Source organism: Streptomyces sp. VTCC 41912 (assembly GCF_045799175.1).
Lineage (GTDB): Bacteria > Actinomycetota > Actinomycetes > Streptomycetales > Streptomycetaceae > Streptomyces > Streptomyces albulus_C.
Map to the genome: position 1 here is coordinate 359,391 of NZ_JBJMAB010000003.1, position 18,024 is coordinate 377,414.

Here is an 18,024-nt window from a genome sequence, read left to right on the forward strand (position 1 = left end):
GTCGGCCCGTCGCCTCTGTGGTCCGGGCCCGCGCCACGGCCTGCCGGCCGCCGGCACCGGGCCCCCTGCCACCGACCCTAGGCACTTCCCGCCCGTTGGACCATGGGGCTGTCCCCCGGGCCACGGCGGGGGCAGACCTCCGGGTGCGACCGCCGGGCGCCGGTGCGACGCTGGGTGTGGGGGCTGTTCCGCTGCGGCATAAGGAGGCTTCCGGTGACCGGCACGGGCAAGGGTACGAACACGAAGGCGTGGCACGCGGAGATCGACATCGTCGAATCCGGCAGTGAGGTACGGGCCGAGGCCCGGCTACGTGGCAAGGACGGCGGGCAGCTCATCGGCGAGGGATCCGCCCGGTGCAACCCGGCGGACGAGAACGTCCCGGCCATCGGGGACGAGCTGGCGACGGCGCGGGCGCTGTCCGACCTGAGTCACCAGTTGCTCAGCCGCGCCGCGCACGACATCGAGGTGCACACCGCCCGCCCCGTCGAGCGCCTGCACGCCTGACGGGCCCCGTGCGCCCGGCCCCGGGCGGACCGGTCGCGGTCCGCCCGCGCACCCGTGCGCGAAGCCGTTCCCGCGGCGGCCGGTCCCCCGGGTGCCGGGCGTCGGTCGTCCCCGTCGTCAGCTGTCCTTCGCGGAGAAGTTCGCGCCGACGGTGAGCGTCACCACCCCCGGTGCCGCCTGTGCCGACTCCGCGATGGTGGTGCCGGGCAGCCGCGAGGCGAGCACCTGGGCCTGGGTCTTCATGCCGGGCGGGTAGCTGATGGTGGACTTGTCGGAGCGCTCGCCGTTGTCGGTGAAGACGATGGTGAAGCCGAGCTGGCGCAGCTTCTGGGCGGCGTCTCCGGCGAGGCCCGGGGTGACGGTGCCGTTGAGCACCCGCACCCGGACCGAGCGCGCCGTCACCGGGTTCTTCTCGGCCTCGGCGAACTTCTTCTTCCCGGCGGCGCCGACCTCCCGGTCGTGGGCGAGGTCCGCGAACAACTCGCCGGCCTGCGGGTACTGCCAGATGACGTTGGCCTTGTCGGTGGGGACGTCCGCCTCGCGCGGATAGGTGGGGACGGTGAGGAAGGTGAGGCGGTCGGTGGGGATGTCCTTGACCGTGGAGGCGAGGTCGTACAGCGGCTTGATCCCGGCCAGGTCCTTGTCGGTGGTGAGGGACTTGGTGGCGGAGTCCAGGAAGCCGTAGAGGTCGGTCGGGCTGGTCAGCTTGGACTGCGCCTTGGCCGCGATCGCCTTCATGAACTCCTGCTGGCGGCCGATCCGGCCGAGGTCGGAGCCGTCGCCGACGCTGTAGCGGGTGCGGACGTAGCCGAGCGCCTTCTCGTCGGTGACGTTCTGGCAGCCGGCCTCCATGTCGAGGTGGGCCTTCTTGTCGTGGATGGCCTGCTTGGGGCAGACCTCGATGCCGCCCAGCGCGTTGACCATGCCCTTGAAGCCCTGGAAGTCGACCGAGACGAAGTGGTCGATGCGCAGGCCGGTGTTCTTCTCGACGGTCTTGATGCTGCACGCCGCGGCCTTTTCGACGTCGCCGCTGAGCCCGCCGAGGGTGTACGCCTCGTTGATCTTGAAGTGGTGCGGGGAGGACTGCGAACCGCCGCCCTTGTCGCACGCCGGGATCTCCACCCAGGAGTCGCGCGGGAAGGACACCGCGGTGGCCCACTTATGGTCGGCGGAGATGTGCAGCACCATCAGGGTGTCCGACTGCATGGTGGTCAGCCCGCTGCCGTACTCCCCGCCGGTGCCCGCCCGGCTGTCGGAGCCGACGACCAGGATGTTCTTGGAGCCGGGGCTGAGGTTGACCGGCCGGTCGCCGCCCAGCTCGCTGTTCACGTCCGCGCCGTGGATGTTGCCGTCCAGGTGCTGGTACGCCCACACGCCGACCCCGGCCGTGCCGAGCAGGAGCACCCCGAGCACCCCGCCGGTCCACGCCACGATCCGGCCGCGCCGGGTCATCCTGGTCTTCCCGCCCTTGCGGGAGCCGCCGCCGGCCCGTCGTCCGGAGCCGGTCCGCCGCCGTTCGGCGCGGCCGCCGCCCGCGCCGCGGTCGCCGTCGTCCGCCGCCGAACCCCGGCCGCTTCCGTTGCCCCGCCGGGCCCCCTGCCTGTGCGTCGTCCTGTCATGCACGCCGATGGCCCTTCTGGTCCTTCTGGAGCTGGTCTTGCCGAGTGCGCAGGTGTGCGGACGCGGGGGTGGGCGCGCCGTCGGTGACGGGTGGCGGTGCCGGCCGGGGGCCTCGGGGCGGTGGCCCGTACCGGTGCGTCAGATGCCCTCGGTGGGCAGCAACCGCACGGATTCCGGGTCGTAGCGGAGCCATTGGGGACGGCTGCCGTGCGGCACGGTGCGCAGCAGGCACCACGTCTCGCCCGCCCCGTCCGTCCACCAGGCGCTGATCCGGCCCAATTCCCAGGCGCCGTCGGGGTATTGGACCTCGACCGGTTGATAGACCCATCGCACTTCCGCCTCTGGAGGCGGGCTGTCCCAGGTCAGGGGTCCGCACCTCGTCGCCATCTCCCCCTCCGGCAGCGCCCGTTGCGCATGTCAGCCGCAACCCTACCGGCAACTTCTACAACGCTGTAGAAGTCGGTTGGTGTGCTCCGGGTCACAAAGAGGTGTCCGTCGCGTGGCGTGCTGGAGAGTCCGGCATCAGTGTGCACTCACCACGGCGTTGCTGCCTTCAGAACGAGGAACAGAGCTACCGACGCGTTCAGCGCGGACAGTGCGGACGCCGCCGTGCCGGCCGCGGCGACCAGCGCGGCCAGCCCCGCCGGGGTCAGCGCCGGCGGCCAGGTGCGGGCCGAGGGCACCGGGCCGAGCAGCGCCGCCACCCGCCGCGGCACCGGCCCGGGTTCGGGCGCGGCGAACTGCACCGCCACCGGGTACGGCGCGGGCCGCGAGATCAGCGCGGCCTTCCCCACCGCGCGGGCGGTCAGCCGCCGGTCGCCGACCGCCCGGGCCGCCTCCTCGTCCGCCCAGCGCTCGGCACTGAACGCGACCGCGGAACGCAGCGGCAGCAGCAGCGGGTTGACGCACCCGGCCAGTCGGACGGCGAGCAGGTAGCGGTGGTGGCGGCAGTTCAGGTGCGCCCGCTCGTGGGCGAAGAGGGCGCACCGCTCGTCCTCGTCCAAACTCCGCAGCATGCCCCGGGACACCGCGATCCGGCCGGCCCGGGCCGGCCGCCCCGGTCGTGCGGGGGTGCCGGGCACGGCGTAGGCGTACGGATCGTCGTCCGGCAGCACCGCGGGATCGGCGCCGACCGGCAGGACGCCGAGCGCGCGGTGGGCCCGGAGCCGGATGCGGAGGTCCCGGCGCAGGGCGGCGCCGCACACGGTGAGGGCGGCGGTCAACGCGAAGATCGCCGCGATGCCGGCCACCTCGGCGAACGGCACGGCGGCCCGCACCTCCGGGTCCGACCAGCCGTCCGGCAGCGGGTTGCCGGGCAGTTGGGCGGTCCCGACGACCACCAGGAGGCCCAGGCAGAGCGTGCTGCACACCCCGAGGACCACGGCCAGCAGGGTCAGCAGCCGCGTGGTCACCCGCGGGTGCAGGTGCTGCTCCGCGAGCCGGGCGATCGGCAGCGCGGTCAGCGGCAGGACGAGCGGCAGGAAGACGAAGACGCCCACCGGTCACCCCCCACGGGCTTCGTCCGAGCGGCCCGCGCGGCCCGGCCCCGGGGCGGGACCGGGAGCCCGGCCGTCGTCCTCGGCGCGGGCCAGGAGGCTGCGCAGCACCTCCTCGTCGTGCGCCGAGAGCGCCGAGACGAAGCTGGTCAGCACGGCGTCCCGGTCCGGTTCGCCGTCCAGGACACGGCGCATCCGCAGCGCCGCGAGCCCGGCCTCGTCGGCCGCGGGGGTCCACAGGTAGGCCCGGCCGGACCGTTCGCGGGTGACCGCCCCCTTGGCGTGCAGCCGGGACAGGATCGTCATCACGGTCGTGTAGGCGAGGTCGTCGCCGAGCCGCTCCTGGACCCAGGCGGCGGTGGCCGGTCCGGGCGCGTGGTGCAGCGCGGCCAGCACCTGCGCCTCCAACTGGCCCTGTCCGCGCCGGGCCCGGTCCCGTCCGTTGCCGCCGAGGGCCTTGCCGAAGGGTGTTCCGCCCATGTCGTCGCCTCCCGTCGCGCCGGGCGTCCCGCGGGCTGGGACGCCGGGGCATTTTACGGCGGCCGAGGCCCCGCCATCCGGCCCGTCCAAGGGTTCGCACCCGCGGGCGTCGCTCCCGGCCGCGCTTACTTCTACACTCCTGTAGTTTTTCCGCCAGGTCCTAGTTCACAACCGGGAACCGGTCACGGCAACCGGCACCGGCCACCACCTGGAGGGAAGCCATGGGAGTCTCGCTCGCCAAGGGCGGCAACGTCTCGCTGTCGAAGGAAGCACCCGGCCTGACCGCGGTCTCGGTCGGTCTCGGCTGGGACGTGCGGACGACCACCGGCGCCGACTACGACCTCGACGCCAGCGCGCTGCTCTGCACCGACGCCGGGAAGGTCGTCTCCGACCGGCACTTCGTCTTCTACAACAACCTCACCAGCCCGGACGGCTCGGTGCAGCACACCGGCGACAACCTCACCGGTGCGGGCGACGGCGACGACGAGACCCTCAACGTCGCGCTGGACGGCGTGCCGGCCGAGGTCACGAAGATCGTCTTCCCGGTCTCCATCCACGACGCCGAGGGCCGCGGCCAGAACTTCGGCCAGGTGCGCAACGCCTACATCCGCGTCGTCAACCAGCAGGGCGGCGCCGAACTGGCCCGCTACGACCTGACCGAGGACGCCTCGACCGAGACCGCGATGGTCTTCGGCGAGCTCTACCGGCACGGCGCGGAGTGGAAGTTCCGCGCGGTGGGCCAGGGTTACGCGTCCGGGCTGGCGGGGATCGTGGCGGACTTCGGCGTCAACGTCTGAGCCGGGCGCACCGGCCCCACGACGCGGACGAGGTCCGTCGCACGGCACGGGAGCGGGGGCGCGCCGGCCCCCGCTCCCGTCGTGGTCAGACGTCGAACTCGGCCGGGGGGATCCCCAGCGCGAAGCACACCTCGCGCACGACCGCGCGCTCGGTCGGGTCGAAGTCGCCGTCGGCACCGCCGATGACGATGCCGATCTGGACCACCGCCCGCGCCTCCACCGGCTTCTTCTTCACCTTCCCTATCTCCTGCATCAGCGCGACCTTGCCGAAGTCGAAGTCGGCGGCGAGCTTGTCCAGGCAGCCCTCGAAGCGGAGCCGCAGGTCCTCGGCGGGGAAGTTCTGCAGCGCCTCGTTGGTGGCGATCAGCTGCGCCACCCGCCGGCGCTCCGACGGGTCGACGACCCCGTCCGCGGCGGCCACCAGGGCGCACATCGCCATGCTGGCGTCGCGGAAGGCGCCGCTCTTGAGGTCGTTCTTCTTGGCGACGAGCTGGCTCTGCATCGTCTGCGCGGACTCTCGGATCCGGTCCCAGAGCGCCATGTGAATCTCCTCGGCTGGTCGTGACGCGAGCATGCGGAGGGCGGGCCCTGGGCATGCTTCACGCATGCGTTTGGTCATGCGTAAGTAAAATCTACAGCCCTGTAGAAGGTGTGCGGATGCCGCCCCCGGTCGTCATGGCCAACTTTGGTGCGATATGCCCCCACTGTGCGGAGTACGGTGGAGAAGCCAGTGCAAAGCGAAGAGTTTCCGACGATGTCCCGGATGCTCGCGTCGTGAGTGCCCGGGACCCTGCGGGTGAGCGCCATGCAGACCTTCTTGTCCGTGCTCGTGCTGCTGGCCCTGATCGCGTTGGGCGTGCTGTTCCTGATCCGGGTCAACGCCCAGACGGTCGGTCGGCCCACCCCGCACCGGTACGCGCACCTGAAGGAATCGTTCCAGCAGCGGCTGCACAAGCACCCGCACGGCGCCGGCCCCGGGGCGCACCCGACGGGCCCGCCGCCTTCCCGGGAGCCGGGCGACGACCGGTGACGCCCGCCGCCGGATCCGCCCGCCCGTCGCCCGACCGCCGTCCCTCGACGACAGGCTTCGCCCGGCCCCTCCCGTCCCCGGCGATCGCGGCCGCCGCGGTCGCCATCCGTCGCGTCAGGAGCGACGTATGACCACCGCCCCCGAGGGCCGCTCCCCGCACCCCCGCCCCCCGCAGCGCCACGCACCGCCGCCGGTCGCCCGACTGGCCATCGCCCCGCACGGGGAGGTGACCCGGCGGATCGACGGCGTGTGGTGGCCGCACTCCACGGACCTGCTCACCGAACTCCCCGAGTTGCTGGCCGCGTTGCCCTTCGACTGGCCGCGGATCACGCACGCCACGGTGAACGGTGCCGGCTGGTCCGCGCTGCCCGGCCGGATCCTCGTCGCCGGTCACGTCGTCCGGCTGCGCCACACCACCAACCGCCCCGGCCCGGACACCGTCTGCCTGGTCGCGGCCGGCCACGGCCGCTGGGACCTGCTGATCCTGGCGCCCGCGACCCCCGAGCCCGACGCGCTCCGGATGCTGGCGGAGACGGCGCGGGCCGGCGTGCCGACCCCGGCCTGACACCGCATCACCTGGCCGAGCCCGCATCACCCCAGGGAACGCGGCGGCCGCGCGCGGAGCGTGGCCGTCGGTCTCCGGCATACCGCGGGAATCCGGAGCGCGCATCCCGCGGCCTCGCCCCGCGGCCCCCGCACCGCCGCGAACCGGCCGCTCCGTCGCCCTCCGATCCCTCTGCTGCCTGGGGTTTTCCGGGGGCGACTACTGCGGACGGGTGGTGTTCATCGGAAGAACGCCGATCCGGGGGCGTGGGTCCGTGAATCCTCCCATTGCGTACTCATCATAAGAAAACGCAACAGGAAGAACCCTGTGGATCCCTCCCCGGGATCCCGACCGAAAGAGAGGGACCATGGCTGCGACCAAGGTCATGAGGTTCTGGGCGGTGTGCCTGGCGATGCTGGGCAAGCTGCTCGCGTCACTGGGGGTCTCCGCCGCCGCGTCCGCGGCCCGCCGGGAGGCCGCACTCCACGAGCGGACCCTGGGCAGCACCGCCCCGGGCACGGCCCGCCCCGAAGCGCTGCACGGCGCCGAACCGGACCCCGATCCAGGTCCGTTGACGCCTGCCGCGGACCCCGTCAAGCCCTTCGTGCCCGCCGCGCGCACCGCCCCCCGGTACGGCGAGGCGTCGTCGGTCCGCCGCCGGGACCCGCTGCCGACGCTGCCGCCGACCATCAAGCAGCGCATCCGCGCCGAGGCGCACGGGGCCTCCCCCACCTCCCGCGTCCGCCGCACCGCCGGCGCCCTGCCGTTGTCCACGGGCCCGTTCGGTGACCCCGCGCACCTCGACAGCGCTGCCGCCGCCCCGGCCATCCCGGCCGCCCGCCGCCGCGAGCGCAGCACCGCCCATGCCGTGTGAGTCCAACCGCGCATGCGCCCCGGCAACCCGACGCACCGCAGTCCGGTGCGCTCCCTGGCGGCAACCCCCGCGGCAGGACCGGCACCACCGAGCGGCGCCCACAGCCGGCAGCAGCACCCGCAGCACGCTGCCGAACGCACCGGGCACCACCCCGAGCAGCCCCCCGGACGTCCCGTCCGGCGTGACCGTACGCACCGCCGGATCCGATGGCGGAGCCCACGAGCGGACCCACCACAGGCCCGACACCAGGCCCGTTGCCACGTCGGACGCCAGGCTCGGCAAGAGGGCCGAACCCAGCTCCACGAGCACCCTCCACCGCAGTACCCACACACTTTGACGTGACGTGACGTTGCGTGCGACGTCGAGGGCACGAGGCCGGACACGAACCGGTGACGAAGCCATGAACGCCCCACGTGAGGCCGGACAGCAGAAGCCGCCGTGGCAACCGACAGGAAGCCGCAGACAGCTTCGGACCTCCAGCCCCCGGGCAGTCGAGGCTTCGGGCATCCGTGGTTTCACGTGAAACGGCATACGGCAGACGGCAGACGGCAGTTCCGCTTCCAGGGCCGGGATCGACCCCGGTGCACCGTGAGCGGAGTCCCGTCGCCCGGCCCACGATGACGAAGCGCACCGCACGGCACCGGCGTTGACCGGGGACGGCCAGCACCCTCACCGACCGGCCGCAGGGACCGGCACGGCGCGCAGTGCTCTCGGGGAGAGCACACGGCCCGGCCGGCACACCGCCTGCGGCGGCCCACGACGCGCGCGACGCGTCCGTGACGAGCCGTCGGGAGCGATCGCCGGACGCCGGGCGTCCGCGTCGACCGGTGCGCGCGAGCCGTCCACCGCCTCCGCGCAGGATGCCGTCACGCAGCAGCCGTCCCGCGCCGGGCGGCCCTTTGGCATGACCGGGATTCCGGCGGGGGCCGGGGCGGTACCGTACGGGCGCCGGACAGAACACCTAGGGCAGGATCACCGCGTGCGGATCCGGCTCTGCGGCGTTGCGGGCGCCGGCGCTCAGTTCCCGCCAGGACTCCATGGCGAGTCGGAACGCACCGGCCTGTTCGTATCCCGCGGCGGCCTCCTGGAAGAACTCCTCGGTCTCCGCGGCCCGCCCGCCGGCGCGGTGCGCGCGGGCGACCTGGAGCAGACAGCGTGCCCGGTCCAGCGGGGACAGTCCGGCCATGTCGGGGTCGATCGCGGCGGCCTGGGCGGCGGCTCCCGCGGGGTCGCCGTGGCGCAGCGCGCCGACCGTCTCCAGCACGGCCAGCCAGGTCCGCGCCGATGCGGTGTCCACCAGCGCCGCGGCCTGCCGGGTGCGGGCCAGTAAGGCGTCCGCCTCGTCCAACGGGCCGGCGGTGAGCGCCAGGAGGGTCCGGGCGCGGGCCAGGCGGAACCGCTGGCGGACGCCGTCCGTCGACGCGATCAGCGTCTCGGCCTCGGCCAGGAGCGCCAGCGCGCCGTCGGTGTCACCGGCCAGGTACTGCGCACCGGCCGCCGCCCACAGCGCACCGGCCCGCACCTCGCCCGCGGGCAGCGGTGCGACCTCGGCGCGCAGCTGCGCGCCGAGCTCGTCCGCGCGGCGCCACTCGCCGCTGTCCACGCACGCGGACAACAGCACGATGTGGGCCTGCGCCCGCTCCGGACGGCCGGGCTCCAGCCCAGCGGTGACCCGGACGGCGTCCTCGGCCGCCCGGACGGCGTCGGACAGCCGGCCACCGGTGCGCAGCAGCTGGGCCAGTTCGACGGCGATTCGGGCGTAGAGCACCGGCGCGGAGCGGGTCATCGGATCGTCGAGCAGCCGGCGCAGTGCCACCTCGTGCGGGGCGGGGTCGTCGAACCGGCCGAGGACCGTGGCCAGTTCCCAGCGGGCTTCCCAGCGGACCGGGTCCTGCTCGCTCCCGTCGGCATGTGCGAGGACGGCCTCCAGTTGGCGCCGGGCCGCGGGCCAGTCGCCGGTCAACTGGCTTGCCCGGGCCGCCACCAACCGGCCGACCAGGTCGAGGCGTTGAACCTGGCGGTCGGTCGGCCGGCGGACGGTGCTGAGCGCCTCGACGGTGGTGCCCAGCCGCTCCGCCAGGGAACGGACGATCTTGGTGCCGGGGATCCGGCGGCCGTTCTCGACCAGCGAGACGTAGCTGGGGGAGAGGTCCGTCCCGGCGAGGTCCCCCTGGGAGAGCCCCTGAGCGCGCCGGATCTCCCGGACTCGTTGTCCAAAGGCGGGCTGCTCGATCGTCAAGGGAATCGCTCGCAGTTGACTTGGGGGAACGGACGGTGACGGCGAGTCTACCCACGGGCCCACGCCGCGGGGCGATCTGTGGACGGCCCGCCGTCGGCCCGGCCGGCTTCCTCGTGACGCCTTGTCAATTCTTGTCACGCCGACCGTCGGCTCGCCGCCTCGTTCTCTCCTGGGCGGCGACGATGCGCGGATTATCCGCCACCTGCCTGGGCGGTCCATTTTGTCAGAATCCGGAGGTTGAAATCCGTGACTGGGTATGACGATAAGAGGTAATCGAGGGCGTTGTCTTCGGGTGAACTGCGGGCTAGAGGGCCGTGGCGTCGGCGGGTGAAAGGCGGGGCGGTGAAGCTTCTGCCTTTTATTCGACCGGCTGGCCGGTATTTTCCGGCGGTGGGGGTCCATTCCTGCCTCCGGCTCCCCTCCCCGGCAACTCGCGCTCAACAAAACGGGACGCCAACACAGGTGTGTGGCACGTCGGTTGGCTTGTGTGGAACGGCCGGCGGGCGGGCCGAATCCGTATCGACTTCTTGTTGACTGCTTGGTAAAGTGCCCGCTATTCGTTGCGACTCGACGACGACGTGGGTACCCGGCCGAAGTCCCGGGCCATTCGAAATCTGAAGGGTTTGTCGCATGCCTGAGCCGGTGGACACCGGGCGGCGAATCAAAGAGCTCCGGGTCAGTGCGGGAATGACCCAGCACGAACTCGCCGGACCGGACATCTCCGCCAGCTACATCTCCCTCGTCGAACGCGGCAAGCGCATTCCCAGCGGCCGCGCCCTGAAGATCCTGGCCGGGCGGCTCGGCGTCGGCATGGCGGACATCTCCGGGGGCGCCCCACGGGCGGAGTCCGCCGGCCGGGTCCGCCGGCTCGACCTGGTCGGCCGGCTGGTCGCGGCCCGCCGCCAGTGGGAGGGCGGCGATCCCGAAGGGGCGCTGCGGGCGTTCCGCGCGCTGGCCGGCACCTCACCGGTCGGCCGGCCGGACGACGTGTACACCGAGGCCCAACTCGCCATCGCGGAAATACTGGGCGCGCAGGGCCGGGCCGACGACGGCGCGGCCGTCCTGTTGCGGATGCTGGACGGCCTCGGCCCCGCCGGCTACGCGGAGACCCGGGTGCGCGCCCTGATCGCCCTGGCCGACCTGTTGGAGTCGGCCGGCCGGGTCCAGGACGGACTGCGGTACGCGCTCACCGCCTCCCTGGAGGAGGCCGTCGCCCCGCCCTCGGAGAGCGCTTTCCACTCGCTGTTGCTCCTGGACGCGCTGACCCGGTGCGCCTACTGGAGCGGCTGCGCCCATTGGGCGACGGGGACCGGCCTGGGGGAGCCGCCGACCGACGGCGGGCTGCCGGGCCCGCGCGCCGGCATCGCCCTCCACCGGGCGCTGGACCTGTGGGACCGCGGCGCGACCGACCGGGCCGCCGCGCTGCTGGCCGAGACCGCCCGCCGGGTCACCCCCGCCGCCGGCTTCCGCCTCTGGGAGGCCGTCAACGGCCGCCATGCGCTGCTGCTGCTCGCCCGTGGCGAGCGGTCCGCCGCGCGGACCATCGTGGAGCGCGGGCTGGTCGTCGCCTCGGTGGCCCAAGAGCCGGACTTCCCACTCTGGTTGACGACCGCGGAGGCGGTCTGCGCGGAGGCGGCGGGCGACCACGCCCGGGTGCGCGAGCGCGGCGAACAACTCGCCGCCCTGCCCGACGACGGGCGGTGCCACGAGAAGGCCGCCGCGCTGTCGGAGGTCGCGGGAGCCTGCGCGCGGCTGGGCGACCGGGAGCGGGCGGCCGGGTACCTCCGTTACGCCGCGGAGCTGTTCCGGCGGGCCCAGGCGTACCGGCACGCCGACCGGGCCCGGGAACGGCTGTCCGACCTCCTGGAAATGCGGAACTGACCTCCGCCACCGCTCCGTTGAGCATGCCCCGCCGCTATTTCTTGGCCTTCCTGCCCGCTCCGAACAGGGCGAACAGCGCCTCCGCGCCGCCCACGAACGCCAGCACCAGGCCGACCTTGTGCAGCGAGACCACCGGCGTCTGCACCTCCTTGGTGGTGAGCCACAGGATGACGCCGACGACCGCCAGGATGACGCCGACCGCAATGCCCTTCATGAATTCCCACGTCCTCGTCGCTGGTGCGGAACCGGTTGACCGCACCAGCGTCCCGCCCGGCCCGGGCGCAGGGATCGTCCGCAGGTAGGCACTTCCCCGGGCGACGACTGTCACTTTCTCTGTACGCCGGGTCCTACCGGCGGCTCGGTCGCGACAGTCACATTGCGTTATTTGTCAGTCATGTCTTGATCCGAGTTGCCTGCGCTATAGGTGGATTCCGTGTCCCTTCCCAAGTCATGACGGGGAATCGGTCGGGTGGTGGTGGCCGCGCGTCCCGTGACTCGGCATGTCCACGCGCGCGGGCGCGCACCCGGGGACCGACGGTGGCGGACGCCGGGGCGCCGTGGCCCAACGGCGCCTGGAGGGCCCGGGTTGGCGACCGCACGGGTGAAAATCCCTTCCCCTGGCGTACCCAGACCTGCCGCCCGACCTGACGGCGGGTTACCTGGTGCCTGCCCCTCAGTCGCGGCGAGCACGATGCCGCGACCCCGCTGGAGCATGCAGGAGGAAGTACGCCATGTTGTCGCCGCTCGCCGGCCGCACCGCCGGACCGATCCCCTCCGCCGTGCGCGCCCTGCTCCCCGTGCTGTTACTCCTGGGCGCCGCGGTCGCCACCGCGGACCCCGCGGCCGCCGCGCCACCACCGTCCTCGGGCACCGACTGGGACCAGATCGCCGCCTGCGAGAGCAGCGGCAACTGGCACACCAACACCGGCAACGGCTACCACGGCGGCCTCCAGATCGCCCCGTCCACGTGGCGCGCCTACGGCGGCGGCCGCTACGCCCCGCGCGCCGACCTCGCCAGCCGCGCCGAGCAGATCGCCATCGGCGAGCGCATCGCCCAGGACCGCGGCCTCTCCCCCTGGCCCAACTGCGGTGTGCAGGGCGCCGCGACCAGCGACCGCGCCGCGTCCAGCCGGGGTCCCGCGCCCCCCTCCGCCGAGGCCCACCGCACGACGCCCCGGCGCGGCACCTACACCGTCCGTCCCGGCGACTGCCTCTCCGACATCGCCCACCACACGGACGCCCCCGGCGGCACCAGCAACCTCTACGCCCTCAACAGGGCGCGCCTACGAAACGGCCCGGACCGGATTTACCCGGGGCAGCGGCTGCGGTTGACGTGAGCCCGGCCGCGGGCGACGCGCCCGCGGCGGCCCGGACCGGCTTGTGCGGGACGAGGTACGGCATGCAGACGTCGGTGATGACGACGCCGAAGCCGACGACGGCGAGTGCGGTCATCACGGTGCCGACACGTGCCATGGGGGAGTTCTCCTTGGAGGGGTGGGTCGAGCCGCGGGCAGGCCGAATTAGCGGCTTGCCGCCTGTGGGAATGGGAAGCAGAACCCGTTTGCGGGCTTCCCGGGTTCCGCAATTTAAGGGATCATCGCTCGCTCGCGCAAATCCCTATACATCGGCCCGGCTCCCTTTATTGGGAGAGGTGTAATTTCCGCGGCGGTAAAATTCATCTGGCATATGCCAATCGCGGTGGAGGCGTCGCCGCGTGCAGCAAAAAGCGCGCGTTAATCCCGTCTGTCGCTTTTGGTTCACGATCCGTCGGGGAGGCTCTCCCGGTGGCGCCGCAGCCGGTCCAGGGCTCGTTCGGAACGGGATTCCTCCGCGCGTGCGCCGATGCGTCGATAGATGGTGAGGCTCTCCTCCAGGTGGGCGGCGGCCTGCCGGACGCAGCCGATCCGTTGTTCGGCGCAGCTGAGGTCGTACAGGACGGTGGCCTCCTCGCCGGTGGCGCCGATGCGGCGGGCGGTCGAGAGGGCCGCCACGTGTTGCGGGATCGCCTCCTCGATCCGGCCGACCGCCTGCAGGGCCTTGCCGATGCCGTTCAGGGCGATGGCCTCGCCGCGCTGGTCGCCGACGCTGCGCAGGGTCGGTAGGGCGGTCTCGTACAGGCCGAGTGCCTCGGGGGCCTTGCCGGTGGTGGTGAGGATGCCCGCCAGGTTCACCTGGAGCGTCGCGAGGTCGCCTCGGCTGCCCATGTCCCGGTGGGTCTCCAGGGCTTCCCGATAGGCGTTTTCCGCGGATTCGTAATTTCCGTTCCGCTTCTGCAATTCGGCGATATTGTTCAAGGTACGGTAACGGCCCCGCTGGTCCCCGACATCGGTGAATCCCGAGAGTGCTCGACGTAGGCACGCGAGGGACTTTTCCTTCTCGTCCAAGTGGAGATAGGAGATCCCCAGGAGGTTGTAGCTCCGCGCGACCTGTAACTGGTTCGACGTTTGCAGTCGCAGATTCAGTGAGAGTTCCTGGAGGTCGCGGGCCAGTGCGTATTGCCCGGTGTGCCACAGGGGGATGGTCAGTTGGTGGAGGCATTCGCCTTCCAGCCCCGGGTCCTTCAGCGTGCGGGCCAGGTCGAGGGCCTCCCGCGCCGTGCGGTGCGCCTCCTCGTACTGACCGCTGTGCGCGCACACCGTACTGAGGTCGAGGAGGGCGCGGGCCCGGGCCGCGGCGTGGCCGGCGGACTGCCAGTGCGCGAGGGCGCGCCGCAGCAGGGGTTCGGCCGTGGCGAGGTACCCCTCCATGTCCAGGAATCCGGCGAGGACGTGGGTGAGCAGCGCCAGTTGGCCGGCCGGCCCGTGGGTGCGCACGTGGTCCAGGGCGGCCAGCAGGTTGGCGCCCTCGGTGATGAACCACTCCTCGGCGTCGTGGGCGGTGGCCGGTTGCGGTCCGTTCGCCGTCGGGAGCACCGTGCCGTCCGGGGTCACTGCCACCCGGGCCCGGAAGGGGAAGGCCAGCCGGTCCGCCCGGTCCGCGACGTACAGGTAGTGGTCGGTCAGGCGGCGCAGGGCCAGCCGGGCCTCGTCCGGCGGGTCGACGTCGAGTGCGGCGGGGGCCGCGTCGGCGACCAGCGAGCGGGCGTACTCGCGCAGCAGGTCGTGCATCCGGAAGCGGTGCGGGGACGGTTCGGTGACGAGGTGGTACGCGAGCAGGCGTTCGAGTGCACCGGCGGTGACGTCGGGCGGGAGTCCGGTCAGCGCGGTCGCGGCGGGGACGCCGAACTCGCTCCCGGTGTGCAGCCCGATCCGTCGGAAGACCAGCCGTTCCAACGGGGGCAGGGTGCGGTACGAGACCTCCAGGACCGTGGACAGCCGCCCTTCGTGGTCGTCGATGGCGGAGAGTCGGCTGGCGGCGTCGTTGAGCAGGCGCAGCAGGTCGGCGGTGGTCCAGGAGGGATGGGACAGCAGCCGGCTCGCCATGAGTTCGATGGCGAGGGGCACATAGCCGCAGAGCCGGACGAGGTGCGCGACGTCCGCCCGGTGGGGGGCGGCGTGCGGTCCCAGCCGGTTCTCGAAGAGGGCGATCGCGTCCTCGCGCGGCAGCACGTCGAGGGAGAGCGGGCGGACGCCGGGCAGGCCGGTGAGGCGCTGGCGGCTGGTGACGATCACCACCGTGGGGGAGGCGCCGGGGAGCAGCGGGCGGACCTGCGCGGGGCCGGCGGCGTCGTCGAGGACCATCACCATGCGGCGGTTGCGCACCGCGCTCCGCCACAGCGCGGCCAACTCGGCCTCGTCCTGGGGCAACGGCCCGGGGACGGTGCCCAGCATGCGGATCAGGATGGTCAGTGCGTGGGCCACGCCCAGGGGCGGCTGGTCGGGTGCGTGGCCGCGCAGGTTCAGGTAGAGCCGGCCGTCGGGGAAGTGGTGGCGCATCTGGTGGGCGACGTGCACGGCCAGCGAGGTCTTGCCGACGCCGCCCATGCCGCCGATCGCCTGGAGGGCGACGACCGGGGCGGCGCCGCCCTCGGAGAGCGCCGCGCCCAACTGCCGGAGTTCGGCGCGGCGTCCGACCCACGGGACGTCGCCCGGCAGGTTGTCCGGGACGTCGGGGGTGCGGGGCGTGGTGGTGGTCGTGGTGGCCGGTAGGAGCGCGGCCAGGGGGGCCGAGGCGAGGATGCCCTGTTGGACGCGGTCCAGCCGGGGGCTGGCGTCGGTGCCGAGGTCGTGCACGATGCGGCGCTGGGTGCGGTGCAGGAGGCGGGTGGCGTCGGCGGTGCGGCCGCAGCCGTGCAGGGCGAGGGCGAGCCGTTCGACGAGCCCCTCGTCGACGGGGCGGTCCGCGACGAACGGCAGCAGGACCGGGACCGCCTCCCCGAACCGGCCGGCTTCGAGCAGGATCTCGGCCCGCAACATCGCCGCGGCGAGGCTCTTCTCCCCTACGGCGGACCGCAGTTCACCGGCCCAGTAGGCGGAGATGCCGGCCAGGGGTTCGCCGCACCACAGGGTCTCCGCGCGGTCGAGCAGCTGGAGCGCGTCGGCCGCGCTGTTGCTCTCCTTCAGGGAGCGTGCCTGGTTGACCAGGCTGACGTAGCGGCGCAGGTCGACGCGGTCCGGATCGACGTCCATGACGTAGGAGTTGGCCCCGGCGCGGACCGTGGGCGCCGGCTGCCCGTCGATCTCCAACGCCTTGCGGATGCGGGTGACGTGCACGTACAGGGCGGCCCGGGGCTTCGCCGGCGGGTGGTCGTCCCAGATGCGGTGCACGAGCGTGTCCATGCTCACGGTGCGGCTCGCGTCCCAGGCCAGTGCGGCGAGCGCCAGGCGGGTCTGTCTGGGGCCGGGATCGCGGCGCCGGCCGGCCGCCCGCACCTCGACCGATCCGGAAAGTCGAATTTCGATCTCCACCAGCGCCCCCTCCCGCCGGTCTGTCCCGCTTATCGAGGATGACACGCATGGCCTGACCAGTGCCATATCGGATTGATTGAAGTCCAAATCTGACTTCACGATGAACGGCTTTGTTCGGGGAACGGAAAAGCCCGGGAGGGATGTCAACTGCGTTCCAGCACGGCGGCATTGACAATGCATATGCCCGTGACAATCGAGTGCATCGCGAGGAGGAGGTTACGGACGTGCCGACTCCGGAATCGGGCGGGTGGGAAGAGCTGCTTTCGGCCATGGTCGGCTTCGGCGCACGTCCTCGACGGCGCCGCGCACCTCCACGGGCAGCGCGTGCAGGCCCGCGGCGTCCAGGGCGGCGCCCGCCTCCACCACCAGGCCGCGCCCACCGTTCCGCGACCCCGACAACTTGCTCCGGTACGCGCATGGTTGGTCGGCCGGGAACCCGACCTGCGGACGCTGCACCGGCTCCGCGCCGACCGGGGCGGCGCGGCCCGCTCCTTGGTGGTCGTGAGCGGATTCGCCGGTGCGAGGAATTCCGCCGTGGAGGGCCGACACGGTGAATCCGGTGGTCGTTCAGGGTGAACGGGGCGGATCGACCGCTCTGCCGGCTTGGTCGAACTGCCCACTGCCGGTAGCAAGACTCCGGGGATTTCCAACCGTGAGGGGCAGGATCGCACTGTGAAGAGAGCACGCCGCATGAAGAGGGTGATGGTGGGCCTTTCCGGCCTGCTCCTGGTGGGCGCCGGGGCGTCGCCGGCGATGGCCGGAGGGGACGGGCCGTTCGGGGCGAGCGGCGACACCTTCGTCCGGTTCTTCGCCGGGTTCCGGTGCGAGGGGCGGGCGCGCTACTGCATCAACGGCTCCGTCAACAGCGGCAACACGAAGAACGCCGGGAACGTCAACCTGACGGGGAATCCCAGCAACAGCGGAAGCCCCGTGAACAGCAGCGGATCCAACAACAGCGGGTCCACCAGCACGGGGACCGCGTCGGGCAGTGCCAACCACATGCAGCAGATCGGGCAGGGCACCGGCAGCCTGCACCTGTAGACCGTCGGCGGCGACCACCACGCGGTGCAGAACCGGGAATACGGGTTCTGCACCGCGTTTCGGCTATCGGGCCGCTCGGGCCGCTCGGGCCGCTTGGGCTCGCCGGCGTGGTCCGGCTCAGTGGAGGACCTTGAGGATCCGGGAGATGTTGTTGTTGCTGTCCTTCTGAGCCCCGTAGACCGTGTTGAGGCTGTTGGTCGAGCCGCTGGCCGTCTCGATGTTCCCGCTGTCCACGGGGTTTCCGTGGTTGAGGAAGTTGTTGCTGTTCTTGCTGTTCCCGCTGTGGACCGGGCCGTTGACGCAAGGGTGCGGCGATTTGGTCGCCGGCGACTGGTAATTGAAATCAGCGAGACGGTTGTCGCAGACCACACCGGAGATCATGCCGGTGACGGTGCCGACGTCGGCGCCCGCCACCGCGGAGAGCAGGGAGTCTCCCGGATCGGTCTGCGCCCGTGCGACGCCGCTGCCGAACAACACCAGTCCGCACGCCCCGACGACGGTCCCCGTCTGCATTAGTTTCTTCACGGCTCTCCTTGCCCGATCGGCCTGCTGATGCCAGACGTATCGTGCTGCGGTTGTCCGTCCGCGGTGTTCAGAACCCGCAGGGAGCCAAACGCTCGCGGGCCATATTCAGCCGGGTGGCCCAACGGCCGCGCGCCCCCTCGCGGCCG

17 protein-coding genes are annotated in these 18,024 nt (G+C 72.5%); 8 read left to right on the plus strand and 9 right to left on the minus strand.

All coding sequences use genetic code 11. The features are described from left to right. The first annotated feature begins 213 nt into the window (after window positions 1–213). Entirely contained in the window at window positions 214–504 is a 291-nt protein-coding gene (locus ACJ6WD_RS07010) for a DUF1876 domain-containing protein (protein ID WP_407615310.1), read from the plus strand. A 117-nt stretch (window positions 505–621) separates the two neighbouring features. On the opposite strand, the gene ACJ6WD_RS07015 is transcribed toward ACJ6WD_RS07010, so the two are convergent. From ACJ6WD_RS07015 to ACJ6WD_RS07030, 4 genes are all read right to left on the minus strand, one after another. Then, window positions 622–1,956, minus strand: coding sequence for an LCP family protein (locus tag ACJ6WD_RS07015; RefSeq protein WP_376441566.1), 1,335 nt, complete (start codon window positions 1,954–1,956; stop codon window positions 622–624). Window positions 1,957–2,262: 306 nt separating this feature from the next. Further along, entirely contained in the window at window positions 2,263–2,457 is a 195-nt protein-coding gene (locus ACJ6WD_RS07020) for a hypothetical protein (protein WP_016571092.1), read from the minus strand. 200 nt (window positions 2,458–2,657) lie between these two features. Beyond that, entirely contained in the window at window positions 2,658–3,623 is a 966-nt protein-coding gene (locus ACJ6WD_RS07025) for a M56 family metallopeptidase (RefSeq protein WP_376557474.1), read from the minus strand. A 3-nt stretch (window positions 3,624–3,626) separates the two neighbouring features. Continuing rightward, window positions 3,627–4,100 (minus strand): BlaI/MecI/CopY family transcriptional regulator, encoded by a 474-nt coding sequence (locus ACJ6WD_RS07030; RefSeq protein ID WP_016571094.1) that lies wholly within the window; start codon window positions 4,098–4,100, stop codon window positions 3,627–3,629. A 221-nt stretch (window positions 4,101–4,321) separates the two neighbouring features. Between ACJ6WD_RS07030 and ACJ6WD_RS07035 the strand changes: the two genes are divergently transcribed. Further along, the gene (locus ACJ6WD_RS07035; protein WP_407615311.1) at window positions 4,322–4,897 is read left to right on the plus strand and encodes a TerD family protein; all 576 of its coding nucleotides are present in this window, start codon (window positions 4,322–4,324) and stop codon (window positions 4,895–4,897) included. 85 nt (window positions 4,898–4,982) lie between these two features. Here the strand turns inward: ACJ6WD_RS07035 and ACJ6WD_RS07040 are convergent, their stop codons facing one another. Next, window positions 4,983–5,438 carry a tellurite resistance TerB family protein gene (locus ACJ6WD_RS07040; protein ID WP_016571096.1) on the minus strand — a complete coding sequence of 152 codons (456 nt, stop codon included), beginning with the start codon at window positions 5,436–5,438 and terminating at the stop codon, window positions 4,983–4,985. Window positions 5,439–5,702: 264 nt separating this feature from the next. On the opposite strand from ACJ6WD_RS07040, the gene ACJ6WD_RS07045 reads away from it, so the two are divergent. The 3 genes from ACJ6WD_RS07045 to ACJ6WD_RS07055 all read left to right on the plus strand — a co-directional run bounded on the left by ACJ6WD_RS07045 (window position 5,703) and on the right by ACJ6WD_RS07055 (window position 7,345). Continuing rightward, the gene (locus ACJ6WD_RS07045) at window positions 5,703–5,927 is read left to right on the plus strand and encodes a hypothetical protein (protein WP_020963616.1); all 225 of its coding nucleotides are present in this window, start codon (window positions 5,703–5,705) and stop codon (window positions 5,925–5,927) included. A 127-nt stretch (window positions 5,928–6,054) separates the two neighbouring features. After that, window positions 6,055–6,492, plus strand: a complete 438-nt coding sequence (locus tag ACJ6WD_RS07050) for a DUF5994 family protein (RefSeq protein WP_331247645.1) — start codon at window positions 6,055–6,057, stop codon at window positions 6,490–6,492. Between the two features lie 346 nt (window positions 6,493–6,838). Then, window positions 6,839–7,345, plus strand: coding sequence for a DUF6344 domain-containing protein (locus ACJ6WD_RS07055; RefSeq protein WP_233657159.1), 507 nt, complete (start codon window positions 6,839–6,841; stop codon window positions 7,343–7,345). A 961-nt stretch (window positions 7,346–8,306) separates the two neighbouring features. Here ACJ6WD_RS07055 and ACJ6WD_RS07060 read toward each other — a convergent pair. Then, window positions 8,307–9,584 (minus strand): helix-turn-helix domain-containing protein, encoded by a 1,278-nt coding sequence (locus tag ACJ6WD_RS07060; RefSeq protein ID WP_407615312.1) that lies wholly within the window; start codon window positions 9,582–9,584, stop codon window positions 8,307–8,309. Window positions 9,585–10,214: 630 nt separating this feature from the next. Here ACJ6WD_RS07060 and ACJ6WD_RS07065 point away from each other — a divergent pair. Further along, window positions 10,215–11,465, plus strand: coding sequence for a helix-turn-helix transcriptional regulator (locus ACJ6WD_RS07065; RefSeq protein WP_267952421.1), 1,251 nt, complete (start codon window positions 10,215–10,217; stop codon window positions 11,463–11,465). Window positions 11,466–11,499: 34 nt separating this feature from the next. Here ACJ6WD_RS07065 and ACJ6WD_RS07070 read toward each other — a convergent pair whose 3' ends face one another. Further along, complete coding sequence (locus ACJ6WD_RS07070) at window positions 11,500–11,679, minus strand: DUF5708 family protein (RefSeq protein WP_038520338.1); 180 nt, start codon at window positions 11,677–11,679, stop codon at window positions 11,500–11,502. A 517-nt stretch (window positions 11,680–12,196) separates the two neighbouring features. Between ACJ6WD_RS07070 and ACJ6WD_RS07075 the strand changes: the two genes are divergently transcribed. Further along, the gene (locus ACJ6WD_RS07075) at window positions 12,197–12,802 is read left to right on the plus strand and encodes a transglycosylase family protein (protein ID WP_233657156.1); all 606 of its coding nucleotides are present in this window, start codon (window positions 12,197–12,199) and stop codon (window positions 12,800–12,802) included. Between the two features lie 420 nt (window positions 12,803–13,222). Here the strand turns inward: ACJ6WD_RS07075 and ACJ6WD_RS07080 are convergent, their stop codons facing one another. Next, on the minus strand, window positions 13,223–16,312 hold the full coding sequence (locus tag ACJ6WD_RS07080) for a tetratricopeptide repeat protein (protein ID WP_233657155.1): 3,090 nt from the start codon (window positions 16,310–16,312) through the stop codon (window positions 13,223–13,225). Between the two features lie 690 nt (window positions 16,313–17,002). On the opposite strand from ACJ6WD_RS07080, the gene ACJ6WD_RS07085 reads away from it, so the two are divergent. Continuing rightward, a complete protein-coding gene (locus ACJ6WD_RS07085) occupies window positions 17,003–17,353 on the plus strand; it encodes a hypothetical protein (protein ID WP_233657154.1) in 351 nt (116 codons plus the stop codon). Between the two features lie 117 nt (window positions 17,354–17,470). On the opposite strand, the gene ACJ6WD_RS07090 is transcribed toward ACJ6WD_RS07085, so the two are convergent. Beyond that, window positions 17,471–17,866, minus strand: coding sequence for a hypothetical protein (locus ACJ6WD_RS07090; RefSeq protein ID WP_233657364.1), 396 nt, complete (start codon window positions 17,864–17,866; stop codon window positions 17,471–17,473). Window positions 17,867–18,024: the final 158 nt, after the last annotated feature.

Coding starts and splice junctions, on each gene's coding strand:
- ACJ6WD_RS07070 (WP_038520338.1), bottom strand. CDS start 11,679: ATGAAGGGCATTGCGGTCGGCGTCATCCTGGCGGTCGTCGGCGTCATC.
- ACJ6WD_RS07065 (WP_267952421.1), top strand. CDS start 10,215: ATGCCTGAGCCGGTGGACACCGGGCGGCGAATCAAAGAGCTCCGGGTC.
- ACJ6WD_RS07045 (WP_020963616.1), top strand. CDS start 5,703: ATGCAGACCTTCTTGTCCGTGCTCGTGCTGCTGGCCCTGATCGCGTTG.
- ACJ6WD_RS07085 (WP_233657154.1), top strand. CDS start 17,003: ATGAAGAGGGTGATGGTGGGCCTTTCCGGCCTGCTCCTGGTGGGCGCC.
- ACJ6WD_RS07075 (WP_233657156.1), top strand. CDS start 12,197: ATGTTGTCGCCGCTCGCCGGCCGCACCGCCGGACCGATCCCCTCCGCC.
- ACJ6WD_RS07035 (WP_407615311.1), top strand. CDS start 4,322: ATGGGAGTCTCGCTCGCCAAGGGCGGCAACGTCTCGCTGTCGAAGGAA.
- ACJ6WD_RS07015 (WP_376441566.1), bottom strand. CDS start 1,956: ATGACCCGGCGCGGCCGGATCGTGGCGTGGACCGGCGGGGTGCTCGGG.
- ACJ6WD_RS07055 (WP_233657159.1), top strand. CDS start 6,839: ATGGCTGCGACCAAGGTCATGAGGTTCTGGGCGGTGTGCCTGGCGATG.
- ACJ6WD_RS07030 (WP_016571094.1), bottom strand. CDS start 4,100: ATGGGCGGAACACCCTTCGGCAAGGCCCTCGGCGGCAACGGACGGGAC.
- ACJ6WD_RS07050 (WP_331247645.1), top strand. CDS start 6,055: ATGACCACCGCCCCCGAGGGCCGCTCCCCGCACCCCCGCCCCCCGCAG.
- ACJ6WD_RS07040 (WP_016571096.1), bottom strand. CDS start 5,438: ATGGCGCTCTGGGACCGGATCCGAGAGTCCGCGCAGACGATGCAGAGC.
- ACJ6WD_RS07090 (WP_233657364.1), bottom strand. CDS start 17,866: ATGCAGACGGGGACCGTCGTCGGGGCGTGCGGACTGGTGTTGTTCGGC.